This window comes from Nocardioides sp. Root140 (genome assembly GCF_001426745.1).
GTDB lineage: Bacteria > Actinomycetota > Actinomycetes > Propionibacteriales > Nocardioidaceae > Nocardioides.
Genome location: NZ_LMFI01000010.1, coordinates 763,293 through 778,582, shown reverse-complemented (window position 1 = coordinate 778,582; position 15,290 = coordinate 763,293). Strand labels below are relative to the sequence as shown.

Annotated in this window: 18 protein-coding genes and 3 tRNA genes; 18 read left to right on the top strand and 3 right to left on the bottom strand. The window is 69.5% G+C overall.

Annotation, left to right across the window (positions count from 1 at the left end):
- Positions 1-34 precede the first annotated feature (34 nt).
- Entirely contained in the window at positions 35-934 is a 900-nt protein-coding gene (locus ASD30_RS14115) for a LysR substrate-binding domain-containing protein (protein WP_056682491.1), read from the top strand.
- Here ASD30_RS14115 and ASD30_RS14110 read toward each other — a convergent pair.
- Positions 931-1,761 carry an IclR family transcriptional regulator domain-containing protein gene (locus tag ASD30_RS14110; protein ID WP_056682488.1) on the bottom strand — a complete coding sequence of 277 codons (831 nt, stop codon included), beginning with the start codon at positions 1,759-1,761 and terminating at the stop codon, positions 931-933. The two genes, ASD30_RS14115 and ASD30_RS14110, sit on opposite strands and share 4 nt — an antisense overlap.
- Before the next feature lie 144 nt (positions 1,762-1,905).
- Here ASD30_RS14110 and ASD30_RS14105 point away from each other — a divergent pair, with 144 nt between their 5' ends.
- From ASD30_RS14105 to ASD30_RS14040, 14 genes are all read left to right on the top strand, one after another.
- Positions 1,906-2,466: a flavin reductase family protein gene (locus ASD30_RS14105; RefSeq protein ID WP_056682485.1), complete on the top strand. Its 561-nt coding sequence runs from the start codon at positions 1,906-1,908 to the stop codon at positions 2,464-2,466.
- An 86-nt stretch (positions 2,467-2,552) separates the two neighbouring features.
- Entirely contained in the window at positions 2,553-4,136 is a 1,584-nt protein-coding gene (locus tag ASD30_RS14100) for a 4-hydroxyphenylacetate 3-hydroxylase family protein (RefSeq protein ID WP_056682482.1), read from the top strand.
- Between the two features lie 10 nt (positions 4,137-4,146).
- The gene (gene catA / locus ASD30_RS14095) at positions 4,147-4,998 is read left to right on the top strand and encodes a catechol 1,2-dioxygenase (protein WP_056682479.1); all 852 of its coding nucleotides are present in this window, start codon (positions 4,147-4,149) and stop codon (positions 4,996-4,998) included.
- A gap of 80 nt (positions 4,999-5,078) precedes the next feature.
- On the top strand, positions 5,079-5,678 hold the full coding sequence (locus tag ASD30_RS14090; RefSeq protein WP_057295369.1) for a hypothetical protein: 600 nt from the start codon (positions 5,079-5,081) through the stop codon (positions 5,676-5,678).
- 15 nt (positions 5,679-5,693) lie between these two features.
- Positions 5,694-6,293 (top strand): flavin reductase family protein, encoded by a 600-nt coding sequence (locus ASD30_RS14085; RefSeq protein ID WP_235530162.1) that lies wholly within the window; start codon positions 5,694-5,696, stop codon positions 6,291-6,293.
- Between the two features lie 42 nt (positions 6,294-6,335).
- Positions 6,336-6,686, top strand: a complete 351-nt coding sequence (locus ASD30_RS14080) for a CidA/LrgA family protein (RefSeq protein ID WP_056684983.1) — start codon at positions 6,336-6,338, stop codon at positions 6,684-6,686.
- A complete protein-coding gene (locus tag ASD30_RS14075) occupies positions 6,683-7,390 on the top strand; it encodes an LrgB family protein (protein ID WP_200950127.1) in 708 nt (235 codons plus the stop codon). Before ASD30_RS14080 ends, ASD30_RS14075 begins: the two co-directional genes overlap by 4 nt.
- A gap of 28 nt (positions 7,391-7,418) precedes the next feature.
- Complete coding sequence (locus ASD30_RS14070; protein ID WP_056682469.1) at positions 7,419-8,819, top strand: amidase; 1,401 nt, start codon at positions 7,419-7,421, stop codon at positions 8,817-8,819.
- Positions 8,820-8,883: 64 nt separating this feature from the next.
- A tRNA-Thr gene (locus tag ASD30_RS14065) sits at positions 8,884-8,956 on the top strand.
- A 50-nt stretch (positions 8,957-9,006) separates the two neighbouring features.
- Positions 9,007-9,080 (top strand) — tRNA-Met (locus ASD30_RS14060).
- Between the two features lie 63 nt (positions 9,081-9,143).
- A complete protein-coding gene (rpmG, locus tag ASD30_RS14055; RefSeq protein WP_056682466.1) occupies positions 9,144-9,314 on the top strand; it encodes a 50S ribosomal protein L33 in 171 nt (56 codons plus the stop codon).
- Positions 9,315-9,424: 110 nt separating this feature from the next.
- The gene (locus ASD30_RS14050; RefSeq protein ID WP_056682463.1) at positions 9,425-9,826 is read left to right on the top strand and encodes an FAS1-like dehydratase domain-containing protein; all 402 of its coding nucleotides are present in this window, start codon (positions 9,425-9,427) and stop codon (positions 9,824-9,826) included.
- Complete coding sequence (locus ASD30_RS14045) at positions 9,823-10,209, top strand: MaoC/PaaZ C-terminal domain-containing protein (RefSeq protein WP_056682460.1); 387 nt, start codon at positions 9,823-9,825, stop codon at positions 10,207-10,209. Before ASD30_RS14050 ends, ASD30_RS14045 begins: the two co-directional genes overlap by 4 nt.
- Positions 10,202-11,224, top strand: coding sequence for a UDP-N-acetylmuramate dehydrogenase (locus ASD30_RS14040; protein ID WP_056682457.1), 1,023 nt, complete (start codon positions 10,202-10,204; stop codon positions 11,222-11,224). The genes ASD30_RS14045 and ASD30_RS14040 overlap by 8 nt, the downstream gene beginning before the upstream one ends.
- 101 nt (positions 11,225-11,325) lie before the next feature.
- Here the strand turns inward: ASD30_RS14040 and ASD30_RS14035 are convergent, their stop codons facing one another.
- Complete coding sequence (locus tag ASD30_RS14035; protein ID WP_056682453.1) at positions 11,326-12,366, bottom strand: adenosine deaminase; 1,041 nt, start codon at positions 12,364-12,366, stop codon at positions 11,326-11,328.
- Between the two features lie 9 nt (positions 12,367-12,375).
- On the bottom strand, positions 12,376-13,680 hold the full coding sequence (locus ASD30_RS14030) for an aminotransferase (protein ID WP_056682450.1): 1,305 nt from the start codon (positions 13,678-13,680) through the stop codon (positions 12,376-12,378).
- Between the two features lie 148 nt (positions 13,681-13,828).
- Between ASD30_RS14030 and ASD30_RS14025 the strand changes: the two genes are divergently transcribed.
- The 3 genes from ASD30_RS14025 (at position 13,829) to nusG (ending at position 15,165) form a co-directional block, all read left to right on the top strand.
- Positions 13,829-13,901 (top strand) — tRNA-Trp (locus tag ASD30_RS14025).
- A gap of 54 nt (positions 13,902-13,955) precedes the next feature.
- Positions 13,956-14,198, top strand: a complete 243-nt coding sequence (gene secE, locus ASD30_RS14020; protein WP_056684977.1) for a preprotein translocase subunit SecE — start codon at positions 13,956-13,958, stop codon at positions 14,196-14,198.
- Between the two features lie 64 nt (positions 14,199-14,262).
- The gene (nusG, locus tag ASD30_RS14015; RefSeq protein WP_056682447.1) at positions 14,263-15,165 is read left to right on the top strand and encodes a transcription termination/antitermination protein NusG; all 903 of its coding nucleotides are present in this window, start codon (positions 14,263-14,265) and stop codon (positions 15,163-15,165) included.
- The last annotated feature ends 125 nt before the right edge of the window (positions 15,166-15,290 follow it).

The following is a 15,290-nucleotide window of genomic DNA, read 5'->3' as shown; positions in this document are numbered from 1 at the left end:
ATATCCATTCCGCAACTACTCATATGATGGGGATATGGAACTGCGTCATCTCCGCTACTTCGTCGCGGTCGCCGAGGAGCTCCACTTCGGCCGGGCCGCGGAACGCCTGCACATGGCCCAACCGCCGTTGTCGCAACAGATCCGCCAGCTCGAGGCCGAGCTCGGCGTCGCACTGTTCACCCGCACCACCCGCCAGGTCGCGTTGACCCCGGCCGGTGCCCGCTACCTCGAACGCACGCGGGCCGTCCTGGCCGCGGTCGACCAGGCCGGCGTCGAGGCTGCGCGTGTGGACGCCGGTGAGGTCGGCCGGGTCTCGATCGGCTTCATCGGCTCGGCCACCTACTCGCTCCTGCCACAGCTGGCGCGAGACCTGCGCGCTGCCCTTCCCGACATCGAGGTCGACGTCAAGGGCGAGATGCTCACGCCCGACCAGGTGCTCGCGCTGCGCGACGGCACGATCGACATCGCGCTGATGCGCACACCCGTGCCCCATGAGGACATCGAGGTGTTCGTCGTACGCCGCGAGCCGTTGGTCGTCGCGCTGCCGTCGACCCACCCGCTGGCCGAGGCCGAGTCGGTCCGGGTGCGCGACCTGCGCGACGAACCGTTCGTCACCTATCCGTCCGAGCACCGCTCGGTGCTGCACGACACCGTGCTGGCCGCCTGCCAGCGCGCCGGGTTCAGCCCGCGCAAGGCCGTGCAGGTCGCCGAGACCTCGACCCTGGTCGTCTTCGTGGCGGCAGGTCTCGGTGTGGCGCTGGTGCCGGAGTCGGTGAGTGCGCTGCAGCTGTCGGGCGTCACGTTCCGGCCGCTGACCGACAACGCCACGGTGGAGCTGGCGATCGGCTGGCACCCCGAGCGTCGTACGCCGGCCGTCGACCGGGTGCTGGAGCAGCTGCGCATCTCCCTGGCCGACGACCCGAAGTCCACCTAGAAGAACCCGTCCCGCCGGCCGGAGGTGAGCCGGTTCCGTACGTCGCCCGCGGCGGCGTAGTCGGACTCGATCGCCGCGGCGATCTCGATGAGGTGCGGAACCGCTTCCGACTCCACCTCGGCCGCCGTGTGTCGCACCCGCGAGGTGGAGTAGGCCAGGGCGGCCACGACCTCGCCCGTGGGTGCGCGCAGTGGCACCGCCGCCGACAGGAACCCGATCTCGAGCTCGCTGTCGACCACCGCGTAGCCCTTCGTGCGCACGTCGTGAAGCACGTCGCGGAACTCGACGGGGTCGGTGACCGTGTGCGGCGTCAGTGCCTCCAGGCGCTGGCCCTCGACCGCCTCGCCGACGACGGACGGGTCGGCCCAGGCCAGCAGTACGCGGCCCATCGAGGTGGCGTGCAGGGGCAGGCGGGTGCCGATCTCGACGTTCAGGCCCATGATCCGGTGCACGTGCACCCGTCCGACGCACACCGCCGAGGTGCCGTCGAGCTGGCTCAACGAGGAGGACTCGTGGGTCAGCTCGGTCAACCGCTGCAGGTGCGGCTGGGCGACCTTCACGATGTCGTGCGTCGCGGCGAAGTGCGCCCCGATCATCAGGACGCGCGGGGTCAACGTCCACCGGCTCCCCAAGCCGCGTACGTAGCCGAGGCGTTGCAGGGTCAGCAGGATCCGGCGTACGGCCGGGCGTGACAGACCGGTCCGGTCGGCGATCTCGGTCGCCGAGGGGGTCGGTGCGTCCTCGTCGAAGGCGAGCAGGACCGTGAAGCCGCGCTCGATGCTCTGGATGAAATCGCGGTCGGTTCCCGCCTCGTCCGGCTGATTCATAGGTGCAGCCTCCCAATCCTGCCCAAATGGGTATCGCAACGGGTGGTTCCACCCGTTGACGTAGCACTGTGACGTGAGCCACTGTCTAGTGAACGCAAAGCGTGCAAGTCGTACGCACAGCGTACACCACTGGAGGTGAACGAGATGGATCCCCGTCAGCTCAGGGATGCCTTCGGACAGTTCGCGACCGGCGTCACGGTCGTCACGTGCACCAACGGGGACGGCGAACCGCACGGGGCCACTGTCAACGCCTTCACCGCGGTCTCGCTCGACCCGCCGCTGGCCCAGGTCACGCTCGGGCGCAACTCGAAGGCCTGCGAGTACCTCTCGGACAAGCCGTTCGCGATCAACGTCCTCGCCGCCGACCAGCTCGACGTGGCCTGGCACTTCGCCGGCCGCCCGGCCGCCGACGCGCCGGCCTGGGTCGAGGGCCCGACCGCACCCGTGCTGGAGGGCACCGCCACGACGATCTCGTGCCGGGCCTGGCGCACGTACGACGGCGGCGACCACCTGATCGTCATCGGCGAGGTCGAGTCGGTGGAGATCCCCGGCCGCGACCCGCTGCTGTTCCACGCGGGCACGTTCCGCCACCTCAGCCCGCTCGAGACCGGCGTCCACTGGGACGGCTCGATCGACAACCCCGCCCACGGCTGGTTCGACTCCACGGCCTGCTTCACCCCGTTGCCCGAGGCGACGCGGGTCTGACCGCTCCACTGCACCCGACACAGCGCACCCCCAACCGCACCCCCAACCGCACCCCGCACAGCGCACAACCACTGAAGGGAAACACCATGACCGCCACCCAGGACCGCCAGCTCAGCACCGTCACCGAAGGGCTCAACGACGTCCGCCCGATGACCGGTGACGAGTACATCGAGTCGATCCGCGACGACCGCGAGATCTGGATCTACGGAGAACGCGTCAAGGACGTCACCGAGCACCCGGCGTTCCGCAACCCGGTCCGGATGACCGCGCGGCTCTACGACGCGCTCCACGAGGACGCGGTCACGGGTGCCGGCGTACTCACCGTGCCGACCGACACCGGCAACGGCGGCTTCACGCACCCGTTCTTCCGGGCGCCGCACAGCTCGGCCGACCTGGTCAAGGACAAGAACGCGATCGAGGCGTGGGCCCGGCAGACCTGGGGCTGGATGGGCCGCAGCCCCGACTACAAGGCGAGCTTCCTCGGGACGCTCGGCGGAAACACCGAGTTCTACGCACCCTTCGAGGACAACGCGAAGCGTTGGTACAAGGAGAGCCAGGAGCGGCTCACCTACTGGAACCACGCGATCATCAACCCGCCGGTCGACCGCGACCTGCCGCCCGACGAGGCCGGCGAGGTCTTCATGCGGGTCGAGAAGGAGACCGACGCGGGCGTCATCGTTTCCGGCGCCAAGGTGGTGGCCACGGGTTCGGCGATCACCAACTACAACTTCATCGCGCACTACGGCCTCCCGATCAAGAAGAAGGAGTACGCGATCGTCTGCACCGTCCCGATGGACGCGCCGGGCGTGAAGCTGATCTGCCGTCCGTCGTACACGATGGCCGCCGACGTGATGGGCAGCCCGTTCGACTACCCGCTCTCGAGCCGCATGGACGAGAACGACACCATCTTCGTCTTCGACAAGGTGCTGGTGCCGTGGGAGAACATCTTCGTCTACGGCGACGTGGAGAAGATCAACGGCTTCTTCCCGCAGTCCGGCTTCATCCCGCGGTTCACGTTCCACGGCTGCATCCGCCTCTCCGTGAAGCTCGACTTCATCGCCGGCCTGCTGCTCAAGGCCCTCGAGGCGACCGGTGCCAAGGACTTCCGCGGCGTCCAGACCCGGGTCGGTGAGGTGATCGGCTACCGCAACGCGTTCCGGGCCCTGGCCGACGCGATGGCGCTGAACCCCGACGAGGGCCCCAACGGCACGGTGCTCCCGAAGCTCGACTACGGGCTGGTCTACCGCCAGCTGATGATCGAGGCCTACCCGCGGGTGAAGGAGATCATCATGCAGGACGTCGCGTCCGGTCTGATCTACCTGAACTCCAGCTCGATCGACTTCAAGACCCCGGAGGTCCGGCCCTACCTCGACAAGTACGTCCGCGGCTCCAACGGCTACGACGCGGTCGACCGGGTCAAGGTGATGAAGGCGCTGTGGGACGCCGTCGGCACCGAGTTCGGTGGCCGCCACGAGCTCTACGAGCGCAACTACTCCGGCAACCACGAGAACGTGAAGGCCGAGATCCTCTTCGCCGCCGAGGCCCAGGGGGAGACCGACGCGATGAAGGGCTTCGCCGAGTCGATGATGGCGGAGTACGACCTCGACGGCTGGACGGTTCCGGACCTGGTCAACCCCACCGACGTCAACCGCATCCTGAACCGGAAATGAGGAACGACAGATGAGCACTCTCCAGGACTCACCCACGGCTGCCGGGTCCGGCGCCAACGCCAGCGAGAACTTCAAGGCCTCGGCCGCTGCCCACGACGTCGCCGACACCCCGCCCGAGCGGGTCGCCGCGATCGTCACCGCCGTGCTCAAGGGCGTCCACGACGCCATCGCCGAGTACGACGTCAGCTACCCGGAGTTCCAGGCCGCCAAGGCCTGGCTGATGGAGGTCGGCGACGGAGGCGAGTGGCCGCTGTTCATGGACGTGTTCGTCGAGCACGCTGTGGAGGAGCAGGTCGCGAAGTCCCAGCAGGGCACCAAGGGATCCATCCTCGGCCCCTACTACCTGCCCGACCAGGTGAGGCTGCCCGCCAAGGCGGAGCTGCCGCGCCGCGACGACGAGAAGGGCACGCCTCTCGTCCTCACCGGCCAGGTCCGTGACCTCGACGGGACGCCGCTGGCCGGCGCCGAGGTCGACCTGTGGCACGCCGACTCCGACGGCTACTACGCCGGCTTCGCGCCGCACGTCCCCGACGGCAACCTGCGGGGCGTCTTCGTCACCGATGACGAGGGCCGGTTCGAGATCAGCACCATCCAGCCGGCGCCGTACCAGATCCCGACGGACGGGCCCACCGGCAAGATGATCGAGGTCGCGGGCTGGCACCCGTGGCGTCCCGCCCACCTGCACGTCCAGGTGCGGGCCGAGGGGCACCGCACGATCACGACGCAGCTCTACTTCGCCGGTGGCGAGTGGCTCGACTCGGACGTGGCCGAGGCCACCAAGCCCGAGCTGGTCCTGGACCCGCAGGCCGACGACAACGGCGTCAACCGCGAGAGCTACGACTTCGTCCTCGAGCGCGGCTGAGCCGACCACAGACACCCGCGGGGCCGCGCTCCACCCCGCCCGGCCCCGCGGGTATCCAGACTTCGATGAAGGTGAGCACGATGAGCGGTCACGTATGGCACGACTGGCCCTCCCGGGACGAGATCGACCCGCACGGCTCGGTCGTCACGATGGGCGTCTTCGACGGGTTCCACCGCGGCCACCAGGCACTTGCCCGGCGCGCGGTCGGGCACGGCGCCCGGCTGCGACTGCCGACGCTCCTCGTCACCTTCGACCCGCATCCCATGCTGGTCACCTGCCCGGAGCGAGCGCCGCGGGCGCTGCTCGACGTCGACGACCGGGTCGACCTGGCCTTGGCGCACGGTGTCGACGGCGTCGTCGTGCTCCCGTTCACCAAGGCCACGGCCGCCACACCGGCAGAGAGCTTCGTCGCCGACGGGCTCGTGGCCCGGCTCGGGGTGCGCTCACTCGTGGTCGGCAGCAACTTCAAGTGCGGCCGGGCCGGCGCCGGCGACGTCGACTACCTGCGCGCCGCCGGTGCCTGGCACGGCTTCCGGGTCGATGCGCTCGACCTCGTCCGGGTCGGCGAACGCACCTGCTCCTCCACCGAGGTACGCCGACTGCTCGCCGACGGCGACGTGGACGCGGCGGCACAGCTGCTCGGGAGGCGCGACCCGCGTCTTTCGGCCGTCGCGGTCTGAGCAATGCTGGCTCCCGTGAACCCACGCCGCGTCTTCGCCGTCGACGACCCCGACGTCAACCCCTACCGACTGCTGACAGCGCTCGTCGTACCCCGCCCGATCGCATGGGTGTCCACGCTCTCCGGTGACGGCGTCGTCAACCTGGCCCCGCACTCCTTCTTCACCGTCTCCAGCAACCGGCCACCGGTCGTGCAGTTCACCTCGGTCGGCGTCAAGGACACGCTGCGCAACGTGCTGGCGACCGGTGAATTCGTGGTGAACCTGGCCGGTCTGCCGCAGATGGACGCGGTCAACCAGACCAGCGCTCCCTACGAGGCCGGTGTCGACGAGGCCGCCGCGCTGGGCATCGCGATGGAGCCCAGCGAGCTGGTCGCGCCGCCCCGGGTCAGCGACGCACCGGCCTCGATCGAGTGCGTCCTGCACACCACGATCGAGGTCGGCACGTGCACCCTGGTGCTCGGCCGGGTCGTCGCCGTCACGGTCCGCGACGAGGCCATGGTCGACGGCTCACCATCGATGTCCCGACTGCAGCCCGTGTCGCGACTGGGTGGCGCCGAATGGGGCCTTCCGCCCGAGGTCGTCGCACTCGAGAGGCCCCTGCAGCCGCCCCCGTAGCGACCCCCGTGTGACCCGGATCTCGCGCGTAGGGTGACCGCCGTGCTCAACGGAATGATGTGGTTGCTCGGCTGCCAGCTGGTCGGCGAGGTGATGGTGCGCTCACTCGACCTGCCGGTGCCCGGTCCGGTCATCGGCATGGTGATCCTCTTCGGGCTGCTGCAGTGGCGACGCCCCGACACGGGCGCCGGCCTGCTGCGTGTCTCTGACCGCGTGCTGAGGCACCTGCAACTGCTGTTCATCCCGCCGGGCGTCGGCATCGTGGCCTACCTCGGCGCGGTGCGTGAGGACGCGCTGCCGATCACCGGCGCGCTGCTGGTCTCGTGGCTGGCCGGCCTGGTCGCGGTCGGCGTCCTCGTCGCACTGCTCACCCGTCGCAGGAGTGCGGCATGAGCGAGGCGATGGACTACCTGCGCTCCTCGCCGCTGACGGGCGTCGTCCTCACCCTGGCCGCCTACCGCGGCGGGCTCGAGGTGAAGCGCCTGTCCCGGAACCACCCGCTCGCCCAGCCCGTGCTGGTGGCCATCGCGATCGTCGGTGTGGCCATGTGGCTCCTCGACATCGAGTACGACGAGTACCTGGTCGGTGGATCGGTCATCGCGTTCTTCCTGGGCCCGGCCACGGTGGCGCTCGCCGTACCGCTGCACCGCGAGGCGCACCACCTCAAGGAGCTCGCGGTGCCGATGCTGGTCGCCATCCCGGTCGGCGCGTTCGTCTCCATCAGCACTGGCGTCCTCATGGTCCGCGTGCTCGGCGGCGGCGACGTGCTCGAGCGCACGATGGCTCCCAAGTCGGCGACCACCCCGATCGCGATCGCGGTCGCCGATCACGTCGCAGGCAACCCGTCGATGGTCGCGGTGTTCACCATCGTGGTCGGCATGCTCGGTGCCGTCCTCGGGCCCACCGTGCTGACCCTGCTCCACATCCGTGACCGCCGCGCCCGTGGGCTGGCGTTGGGCGCGGCCTCCCATGGCATCGGCACCTCGCGTGCCCTGCACGAGGACCCGACCGAGGGAGCCTTCGCCGGGCTCTCGATGGGCCTGACCGCCCTGGCCACCAGTCTTCTCGTCCCGTTGGTGATCCACCTCCTGGGATGACCCGCAACCGGGCGGTAACTTGTGGCTCATGACACGTGTGCACTCGTTCAGCGATGACGCCCTCGGCGACCTCGACGCCGTCGGACTGGTGGAGGAGATCCAGTCCGGCCGGGTGAGCGTCCCGGAGGTGGTCGACGCCGCCATCGCCCGGATCGAGAAGGTCAACCCGGCGGTCAACGGCCTCGCCTACACCGCCTTCGACACCGCCCGCCTGGAGGCGAAGGACCCGCACGGCGGCTTCTTCTGCGGGGTACCGACCCTGGTCAAGGACAACTGCGACGTCGCGGGTATGCCGACCCACCAGGGCGCGGACGCGTACGCCGGACGCGAGAAGAAGTCCGACGGCGACTTCGCCCGCATGTTCCGCGCCACCGGCGTGATCCCGCTCGGCAAGTCGCAGCTGTCCGAGTGGGGTTTCAGCGCGGTCGCCGAGCACCCGCGCCTGGGCGCCGTACGCAGCCCCTGGGACACCGGCCGCACCGCCGGGGCCTCCTCGGCCGGTGCCGCCGCGTTCGTGGCTGCCGGAGCACTGCCGATCGCGCACGCCAACGACGGCGGCGGCTCGATCCGCATCCCGGCATCGGTGAACGGCCTGGTCGGCATGAAGCCGACCCGCAACCGGATCGCCCAGGACAAGATGATGCGCGACATGCCGGTGCGCATCGTCGCCGACGGCGTCGTCACCCGTTCGGTCCGCGACTCGGCGGCGTTCTACCGCGAGGCCGAGAAGGTCTACCGCAACCTCAAGCTCGCCCCGATCGGCGACATCACCCACCCCGGCCGCAAGCGGCTGCGGATCGCGGTCGCCACCGACTCGGTCGGACGCTCCGCGACCCCCGAGGTGGCCGAGCTGACCCTGAAGACGGCCGCCCTCCTCGAGGAGCTGGGCCACCAGGTCGAGCAGATCACACCACCCGTGCCGGACTCGTTCCCCGACGACTTCCTGCTCTACTGGTCGCTGCTGAGCATGTTCGTGCTGCGCACCGGCCGGGCGACGTACGGCCGCACCTGGGACCCGTCGAAGCTCGACAACCTCACCCTCGGACTTGCCCGACACTGCACGCGCAACCTCCACAGGCTGCCCCTCGCGACCGCGCGCATCGCCGCGTCGAAGCGCATCTCGGCCCGGTTCTTCCGCGACTACGACGTGGTGCTGACCCCGACCCTGGCCCACGAGACGCCCAAAGTCGGGCACCTCGACCCGACACAGGAGTTCGACGAGATCATGGAGAAGCTGCTCGACTGGGTGGCCTTCACGCCACTGCAGAACGCCACCGGAGAACCGGCGATCTCGCTGCCCCTGGCGACCACGTCAGCGGGCCTTCCGCAGGGCATGATGTTCGGCGCGGAATGGGGTCGCGAGGCCACCTTGCTGGAGCTCGCCTACGAGCTCGAGGAGGCCCGTCCGTTCGCCCGGATCACGGTGTGATCCAGGCCTCTCCCACCCGATTTCCTCTTCGCCGTTCGGTCTGTGTATTCTTCACTGTCGCTGCGCCCCTTTAGCTCAGTCGGCAGAGCGTCTCCATGGTAAGGAGAAGGTCTACGGTTCGATTCCGTAAAGGGGCTCTGGGTGTGGGGTCCCGCCGGTTTGCGCCGGCGGGACACCCCGTCCCCGTGGCGGGGTAGCTCAGGTGGTTAGAGCACACGACTCATAATCGTGGTGTCGCGGGTTCGAGTCCCGCTCCCGCTACTCGACAGAACGACCGGCAACACCAGCAACACCCTGCAGTACCTATCCAGCGAAGGACTTCCCGTGGCCAGCAAGAGCTCTGACGTTCGCCCCAAGATCACGCTTGCCTGCGTGGACTGCAAGGAGCGCAACTACATCACCAAGAAGAACCGTCGGAACGACCCCGACCGCATGGAGATGAAGAAGTTCTGCCCGCGCTGCCGCACCCACACTGCGCACCGCGAGACCCGCTGAACAAGTCTCCACACACGTCCGTCGAGGACGACACCCGTCATGGGTGTCGTCCTCGACGCCATTTCACGGCCCACACGCGGCGCGTGGAATCGAATGGATAGGTTGAACCCATGCCGATCGACCAGACCCTGGTGGGGCGCGAGTTCCCGCCGACGGAGCCGTACGCCGTCACCGCCGTCAAGCTGCGTGAGTTCGCCGAGGCGACCGGGGCGCCGTACGACGAACGCATCGCACCGCCCACGTTCCCGATCATCGTGGCCTTCCACGCGATGAACGGATTCCTCGCCGACGTGCAGGTCGACCTCTTCCGCATCGTGCACGGCGAGCAGCGGTTCGCCTACGAGCGCGCCGTGCAGGCCGGTGACGTGCTCACTGCGAGCCTGACCGTCGACACGCTGCGCCAGATCGGCGGCAACGACATCATCGGCACCTCGAGCCGCATCACCGACGCCGACGGCGCCCTGGTCTGCACGACCAAGGCGACGTTGATCCACCGTGGGGAGGACGCATGAGCGAGTTCGCCGACCGCGAGTTCCGGGTGACCCGTGCCGACCTGGTGCGCTATGCCGGAGCCAGCGGAGACTTCAACCCGATCCACTGGAGCGAGCGGGTGGCCACGTCGGTCGGGCTGCCCGGCGTGATCGCCCACGGCATGTTCACGATGGCCCTGGCCGCCCGTGCGGTCGAGGAGTGGGCCGGCGGCCCCGGCAGGGTCGTCGAGTTCGGCTGCAAGTTCACCAAGCCGGTCGTGGTCCCCGATGACGACGAGGGCGTGGTGGTCCGCGTCGCCGGTCGGGTGACCGGCGAGGCCGACGGGCTCATCTCTCTCGCGCTCGAGGTCACCTGCGGCGACGACAAGGTGCTCGGGGCGCCCAAGGCAGTCATTCGTGCCTGACCGCCTGGCCGACCTGACCACCCTGCACCTGGGCGGCCCCGCGGCCACGCTGGTCGAGGCGACCACCGAGGACGAGCTGGTGGCCGCGGTCAGTGACGCCGATGGACGCGGCGAACCGTTGCTGCTGGTCGCCGGCGGCAGCAACCTGGTCGTCTCGGACGACGGCTTCCCCGGCACCGCGGTCCGCATCGCCACCCGTGGCATCACGACCGAGCCGACCTCTGACGGCGTCACCGTCACGGTCGCCGCCGGCGAGGTGTGGGACGACCTCGTTGCCCGCGCCGTGACCAGCGGCTGGGTGGGCGTCGAAGCACTCTCCGGCATCCCGGGCTCCGTGGGCGCCACCCCGATCCAGAACGTCGGCGCCTACGGCCAGGAGGTCTCCGAGACCATCGTCTCCGTCCGCGTCTGGGACCGCACCCTGCGCGGCGTCCGCACCTTCACGAACGCAGACTGCGGCTTCGGCTACCGGCACAGCCGCTTCAAGGCCGACCCGGGCCGCCACGTCGTGCTCGAGGTGACCTTCCAGTTCCCCTGCGGCGACCTCGGTGCCCCGGTGAAGTACGCCGAGCTGGCCCGCACCCTCGGTGTCGAGCAGGGTGAGCGGGCACCCTTGGCCGACGTACGCCGGACGGTGCTGGGCCTGCGCGCCGGCAAGGGCATGGTGCTCGACGCCGCCGACCACGACACGTGGAGCGCCGGGTCGTTCTTCACGAACCCGTTCCTCACTCCCGAGCAGGCGCAGTCCCTCCCCGAGGGCGCGCCGCTGTTCCCCCAGCCCGACGGCACCGTGAAGTCGAGCGCCGCCTGGCTGATCGAGCGCGCCGGGTTCACCAAGGGCCACGGCAACGAGCGGGTCAGCCTCTCCACGAAGCACACCCTGGCCCTGACCAACCGCGGTCGCGCGACCACCGACGACCTGCTGGCGCTGGCCCGGGAGGTCCGCGACGGTGTCGAGGCCCGCTTCGGGATCCGCCTGGTCAACGAACCCGTGATGGTCGGCTGTTCGCTCTAGTCGGCGTCAGCGGACCGTAGGACAGGTGAGCAGTGTCGCTGGTGATCGGCTGAGCGCACGCCTGAGCCGGGCAAGTCCCACTTACCTGTCCTGTGGTCCGGTCACTGCACTCCTTGGTCCGGTTTCTCCAGCCAGGCGTCGATGTCGGCCATCGCGGTGGCGACGAGGTCGGACGGCGCCCGTGAGGCCCGGAACGACATACGCGCCAGCTCGGCCAGCCGGGCGTCGGTGAGGTCGTGGGCGGCGCGCATCGTGGCGTACTGGCCCTCGAGCTGGGAGCCGAACAGCAGCGGGTCGTCGGCGCCCAGCGCGATGGTGGCCCCGGCGTCCATCAGCTGGGGGAGCGGCACCGACGTGAGGTCGGAGTAGACGCCCAGCGCCACGTTGGAGACCGGGCACATCTCGAGGGCGATGCCCTGCTGCACCACGCGATCGAGCAACGCCGGGTCCTCACCGACCCGCACCCCGTGGCCGAGCCGGTTCGCGTGCAGGTGGTCGAGGCAGAGCCTGATGTTGTCGGGCCCGCGCAGCTCGCCGCCGTGCGGGGCCAGCAGGAGCCCGGCCCGCTCGGCGATGGCGAAGGCCGGCGCGAAGTCTGCGGTGGTGCCCCGCCGTTCGTCGTTGGAGAGCCCGAAGCCGACCACGCCCCGGTCGACGTACTGCGCCGCGAGCCGGGCGAGGGTGCGCGCATCGAGCGGGTGCCGGGTGCGGTTGGCCGCGATCACCACGGCGATGCCCAGGCCGGTGCGTGCCGAGGCGTCGCGGACGCAGTCGAGGACCAGGTCGGTGAACGCGGTGACGCCGCCGAACTTCGCGGCGTACCCGCTGGGATCGACCTGGATCTCGAGCCAGCGTCCGCCGTCGCGGACGTCGTCCTCGGCCGCCTCGCGCACCAGCCGTCGTACGTCGTCGGGCGTGCGCAGCACCGACCGCGCCACGTCGTAGAGCCGCTGGAAGCGGAACCAGCCCTTCTCGTCGGCCGCGGACAGCTGCGGCGGCCACTCCTCGACCAGCGAGTCGGGGAGTGCGACGCCGTCCCGCTCGGCGAGCTCGAGCAGCGTGGCGTGCCGCATCGATCCGGTGAAGTGCAGGTGGAGGTGCGCCTTGGGCAGGCTGGTCAGGTCGCGCCTCGGATCACGCATGCGGGCAGGCTACAAGGAGGCTGCGCCGGCGAGCTTCTCCGCGGCGGCGAGCAAGGCGCAGGTGGCCACGCCGTCCATCGCCGCGGCGACGTCGGCCAGCTCCGGGAAGGTCGGCGCCAGGCGGATGTTGCGGTCGCGCGGGTCGTCGCCGTGCGGGAACGAGGAGCCGGCGGGGGTCAGCGCGATGCCGGCCTCCTTGGCCAGGGCGATCACCCGGGACGCGGTGCCGTCCATGACGTCGAGGTTGACGAAGTAGCCGCCGGCGGGCTTGGTCCAGGTGGCCACACCCAGGCCGCCGAGGCGCTCGGAGAGCACCCGCTCCACCTCCGCGAACTTCGGGGCGATGATCTCGCGGTGCTTGGCCATGTGGTCGCGCACGCCCTGCGGCGAGCCGAAGAACTGTGCGTGGCGCAGCTGGTTGAGCTTGTCGGGCCCGATGGCGCCCTTGCCGAGGTGGGTGGTGTACCACTTCACGGTCTCGACCGACCCGGCCAGGAACGCGACGCCGGCGCCGGCGAAGGTGATCTTCGAGGTCGAGGCGAACATGATCGGGCGGTGCGGGTTGCCGGCCGCGCTGGCCAGGGTGAGGATGTCCGCGCTCTTGGCCTCGTCCTCGGTCAGGTGGTGGAACGCGTAGGCGTTGTCCCAGAAGATCTTGAAGTCGGGAGCCGCGGTCGGCATGGAGGCGAGTCGGGCCGCCACTTCCTGGCTGGCGATCGAGCCGCTCGGGTTGGCGTACGTCGGCACGATCCAGATGCCCTTGATGCTGGGGTCGTCGGCGACCAGTGCGGCCACCGCCTCGGCGTCGGGGCCGTCCTCGTTCATCGGCACGGTGACCGTGTCGATGCCGAACCAGTCGAGCAGGGTGAAGTGGCGGTCGTAGCCGGGCACGGGACAGATGAAGGTGACCTTCTCCTCCGCACCCCACGGCCGCTCACTGTCGACACCGCCCTTGAGCCACAGGTCGGTGAGGACCTCGCGCATCATGACGAGGCTGGAGTTGCCGCCGGCGACGACCTGCTCGGGCTCCACCCACAGCAGTTCGGCGAACATCGCGCGCAGTTCGGAGATGCCGGCCAGTCCGCCGTAGTTGCGGGTGTCGACGCCGTCGGCGTCCTTCACGCCGTGGGGCAGCGAGAGCAGTCCGTCGGACAGGTCGAGCTGCGCCGGGGCCGGCTTGCCGCGCGTGAGGTCGAGCTTCAGGCCGCCGGCCTTGAGCGCTTCGTACGTCGCGCGCTGTTCGTCGAGGAATGTTGCGATCTGCTCGGGGGAGCGCTCCGCGAGGGGCTGGACGGTCTGGTTCGCCTCGGTCATGGCCCCATGTTTTCACGCGGGAGGGGATGGGGTTGATGCGCACCCGGTTTGGACGCCACCTTGGTGTTCCCCGTAGACTCCCGTTTTGGTGATCCCACCCATGCTCAGCCATGCCGCGAAGTCGGCGGGCGAGGCCTGGGCCCACCGGAGGGCACTAGCTCAACTGGCAGAGCATCGGTCTCCAAAACCGAAGGTTGGGGGTTCAAGTCCCTCGTGCCCTGCAACATCAAGCAGCACCGAACAATCGAACAGACAGCAATCGGAAGGTGGAGGACGTGGCGGACAGCGACGCAGTTCGCGGCTCGGGCGACGAGAACGAGCGCACCGGACCAGTCACGTTCGTGCGCCAAGCCATCGCCGAGCTGCGCAAGGTCGTCTGGCCGACCCAGGAGCAGCTGGTCACGTACTTCATCGTGGTCATGGTCTTCGTGATCGCGCTGATGACACTGGTGTCGCTGCTGGATCTCGGATTCGGCAAGTTGATCTTCGAGATCCTCGCGACCAACACCAAGGAATAGCGCCGCCCCCGGCCCGCCCTGACCTGTCGGGCGGCCCCGCCGGGCACGCACCACGCACTACGAAATGACGGAGCATCACGTGTCGGAGCAGTACGACGAAGCAGCGGTCGACGAGACCGTTGAGCAGGTCGAGGTCATCGACGACGGCGAGGGCGACCTCGAGGTCGAGGCAACCGCCGACACCGAGGCCGAGGCCGAGGTTCTCGCCGAGGACGCCGTCGAGGCCGAGTCCGAGGTCGACGCCGAGGCAGATGCCGAAGCCGCCTTCGAGGGCCAGGCCGACGAGGACGCAGTCGAAGAGGACGCCACCGAAGAGGACGCAGTCGACGAGGACCCCCTCGAGGAGTTCCGCCGCGCGCTCTGGGCCAAGCCCGGCGACTGGTACGTCGTCCACACCTACTCCGGCATGGAGAACAGGGTGAAGGCGAACCTCGAGAACCGCATCATCTCCCTCAACATGGAGGACTACATCCACGAGATCGTGGTCCCCATCGAGGAGGTTGCCGAGATCAAGAACGGCCAGCGCAAGCTGGTCAAGCGCACCGTGCTCCCCGGCTACGTCCTGGTCCGCATGGACCTCACCGACGAGTCCTGGTCGACCGTGCGCCACACGCCGTCCGTCACCGGCTTCGTCGGCCACAGCCACCAGCCGGTCCCGCTGAGCATGGCCGAGGTCGAGAGCATGCTGGCCCCGGCCGTCGTCGCTGCCGCCGAGGCAGAGGCCGCCGCGGCCGAGTCCGGTGGGGGCACCCCGAAGGCCGGCAGCACCGCTGCTTCCCGCAAGCCCGTCGAGGTCGCCGACTTCGACGTCAGCGACTCCGTGATGGTGGTCGACGGCCCGTTCGCCACGCTGCACGCGACGATCACCGAGATCAACGCCGAGTCCCAGCGGGTCAAGGCGCTCGTCGAGATCTTCGGCCGCGAGACCCCCGTCGAGCTCTCCTTCTCCCAGATTCAGCGCGTCTGACCGGCGGAGCCGGTCAGAACCGCGCTGAGGTCGAGCGAGCGGCCGGCTGAGGAACGAAGTCGGCACTGCGGGTCGAGACCCGGTGAGAGGCGCAGGGCAGGAACCAAGGTTTCGGTCTGGTCTCG

What these genes read in the sequence shown, in the direction of transcription:
- ASD30_RS14115 (WP_056682491.1), top strand. Translation starts at nt 35, where the DNA reads ATGGAACTGCGTCATCTCCGCTACTTCGTCGCGGTCGCCGAGGAGCTC.
- ASD30_RS14110 (WP_056682488.1), bottom strand. Translation starts at nt 1,761, where the DNA reads ATGAATCAGCCGGACGAGGCGGGAACCGACCGCGATTTCATCCAGAGC.
- ASD30_RS14105 (WP_056682485.1), top strand. Translation starts at nt 1,906, where the DNA reads ATGGATCCCCGTCAGCTCAGGGATGCCTTCGGACAGTTCGCGACCGGC.
- ASD30_RS14100 (WP_056682482.1), top strand. Translation starts at nt 2,553, where the DNA reads ATGACCGCCACCCAGGACCGCCAGCTCAGCACCGTCACCGAAGGGCTC.
- catA (WP_056682479.1), top strand. Translation starts at nt 4,147, where the DNA reads ATGAGCACTCTCCAGGACTCACCCACGGCTGCCGGGTCCGGCGCCAAC.
- ASD30_RS14090 (WP_057295369.1), top strand. Translation starts at nt 5,079, where the DNA reads ATGAGCGGTCACGTATGGCACGACTGGCCCTCCCGGGACGAGATCGAC.
- ASD30_RS14075 (WP_200950127.1), top strand. Translation starts at nt 6,683, where the DNA reads ATGAGCGAGGCGATGGACTACCTGCGCTCCTCGCCGCTGACGGGCGTC.
- ASD30_RS14070 (WP_056682469.1), top strand. Translation starts at nt 7,419, where the DNA reads ATGACACGTGTGCACTCGTTCAGCGATGACGCCCTCGGCGACCTCGAC.
- ASD30_RS14050 (WP_056682463.1), top strand. Translation starts at nt 9,425, where the DNA reads ATGCCGATCGACCAGACCCTGGTGGGGCGCGAGTTCCCGCCGACGGAG.
- ASD30_RS14045 (WP_056682460.1), top strand. Translation starts at nt 9,823, where the DNA reads ATGAGCGAGTTCGCCGACCGCGAGTTCCGGGTGACCCGTGCCGACCTG.
- ASD30_RS14035 (WP_056682453.1), bottom strand. Translation starts at nt 12,366, where the DNA reads ATGCGTGATCCGAGGCGCGACCTGACCAGCCTGCCCAAGGCGCACCTC.
- ASD30_RS14030 (WP_056682450.1), bottom strand. Translation starts at nt 13,680, where the DNA reads ATGACCGAGGCGAACCAGACCGTCCAGCCCCTCGCGGAGCGCTCCCCC.
- nusG (WP_056682447.1), top strand. Translation starts at nt 14,263, where the DNA reads ATGACGGAGCATCACGTGTCGGAGCAGTACGACGAAGCAGCGGTCGAC.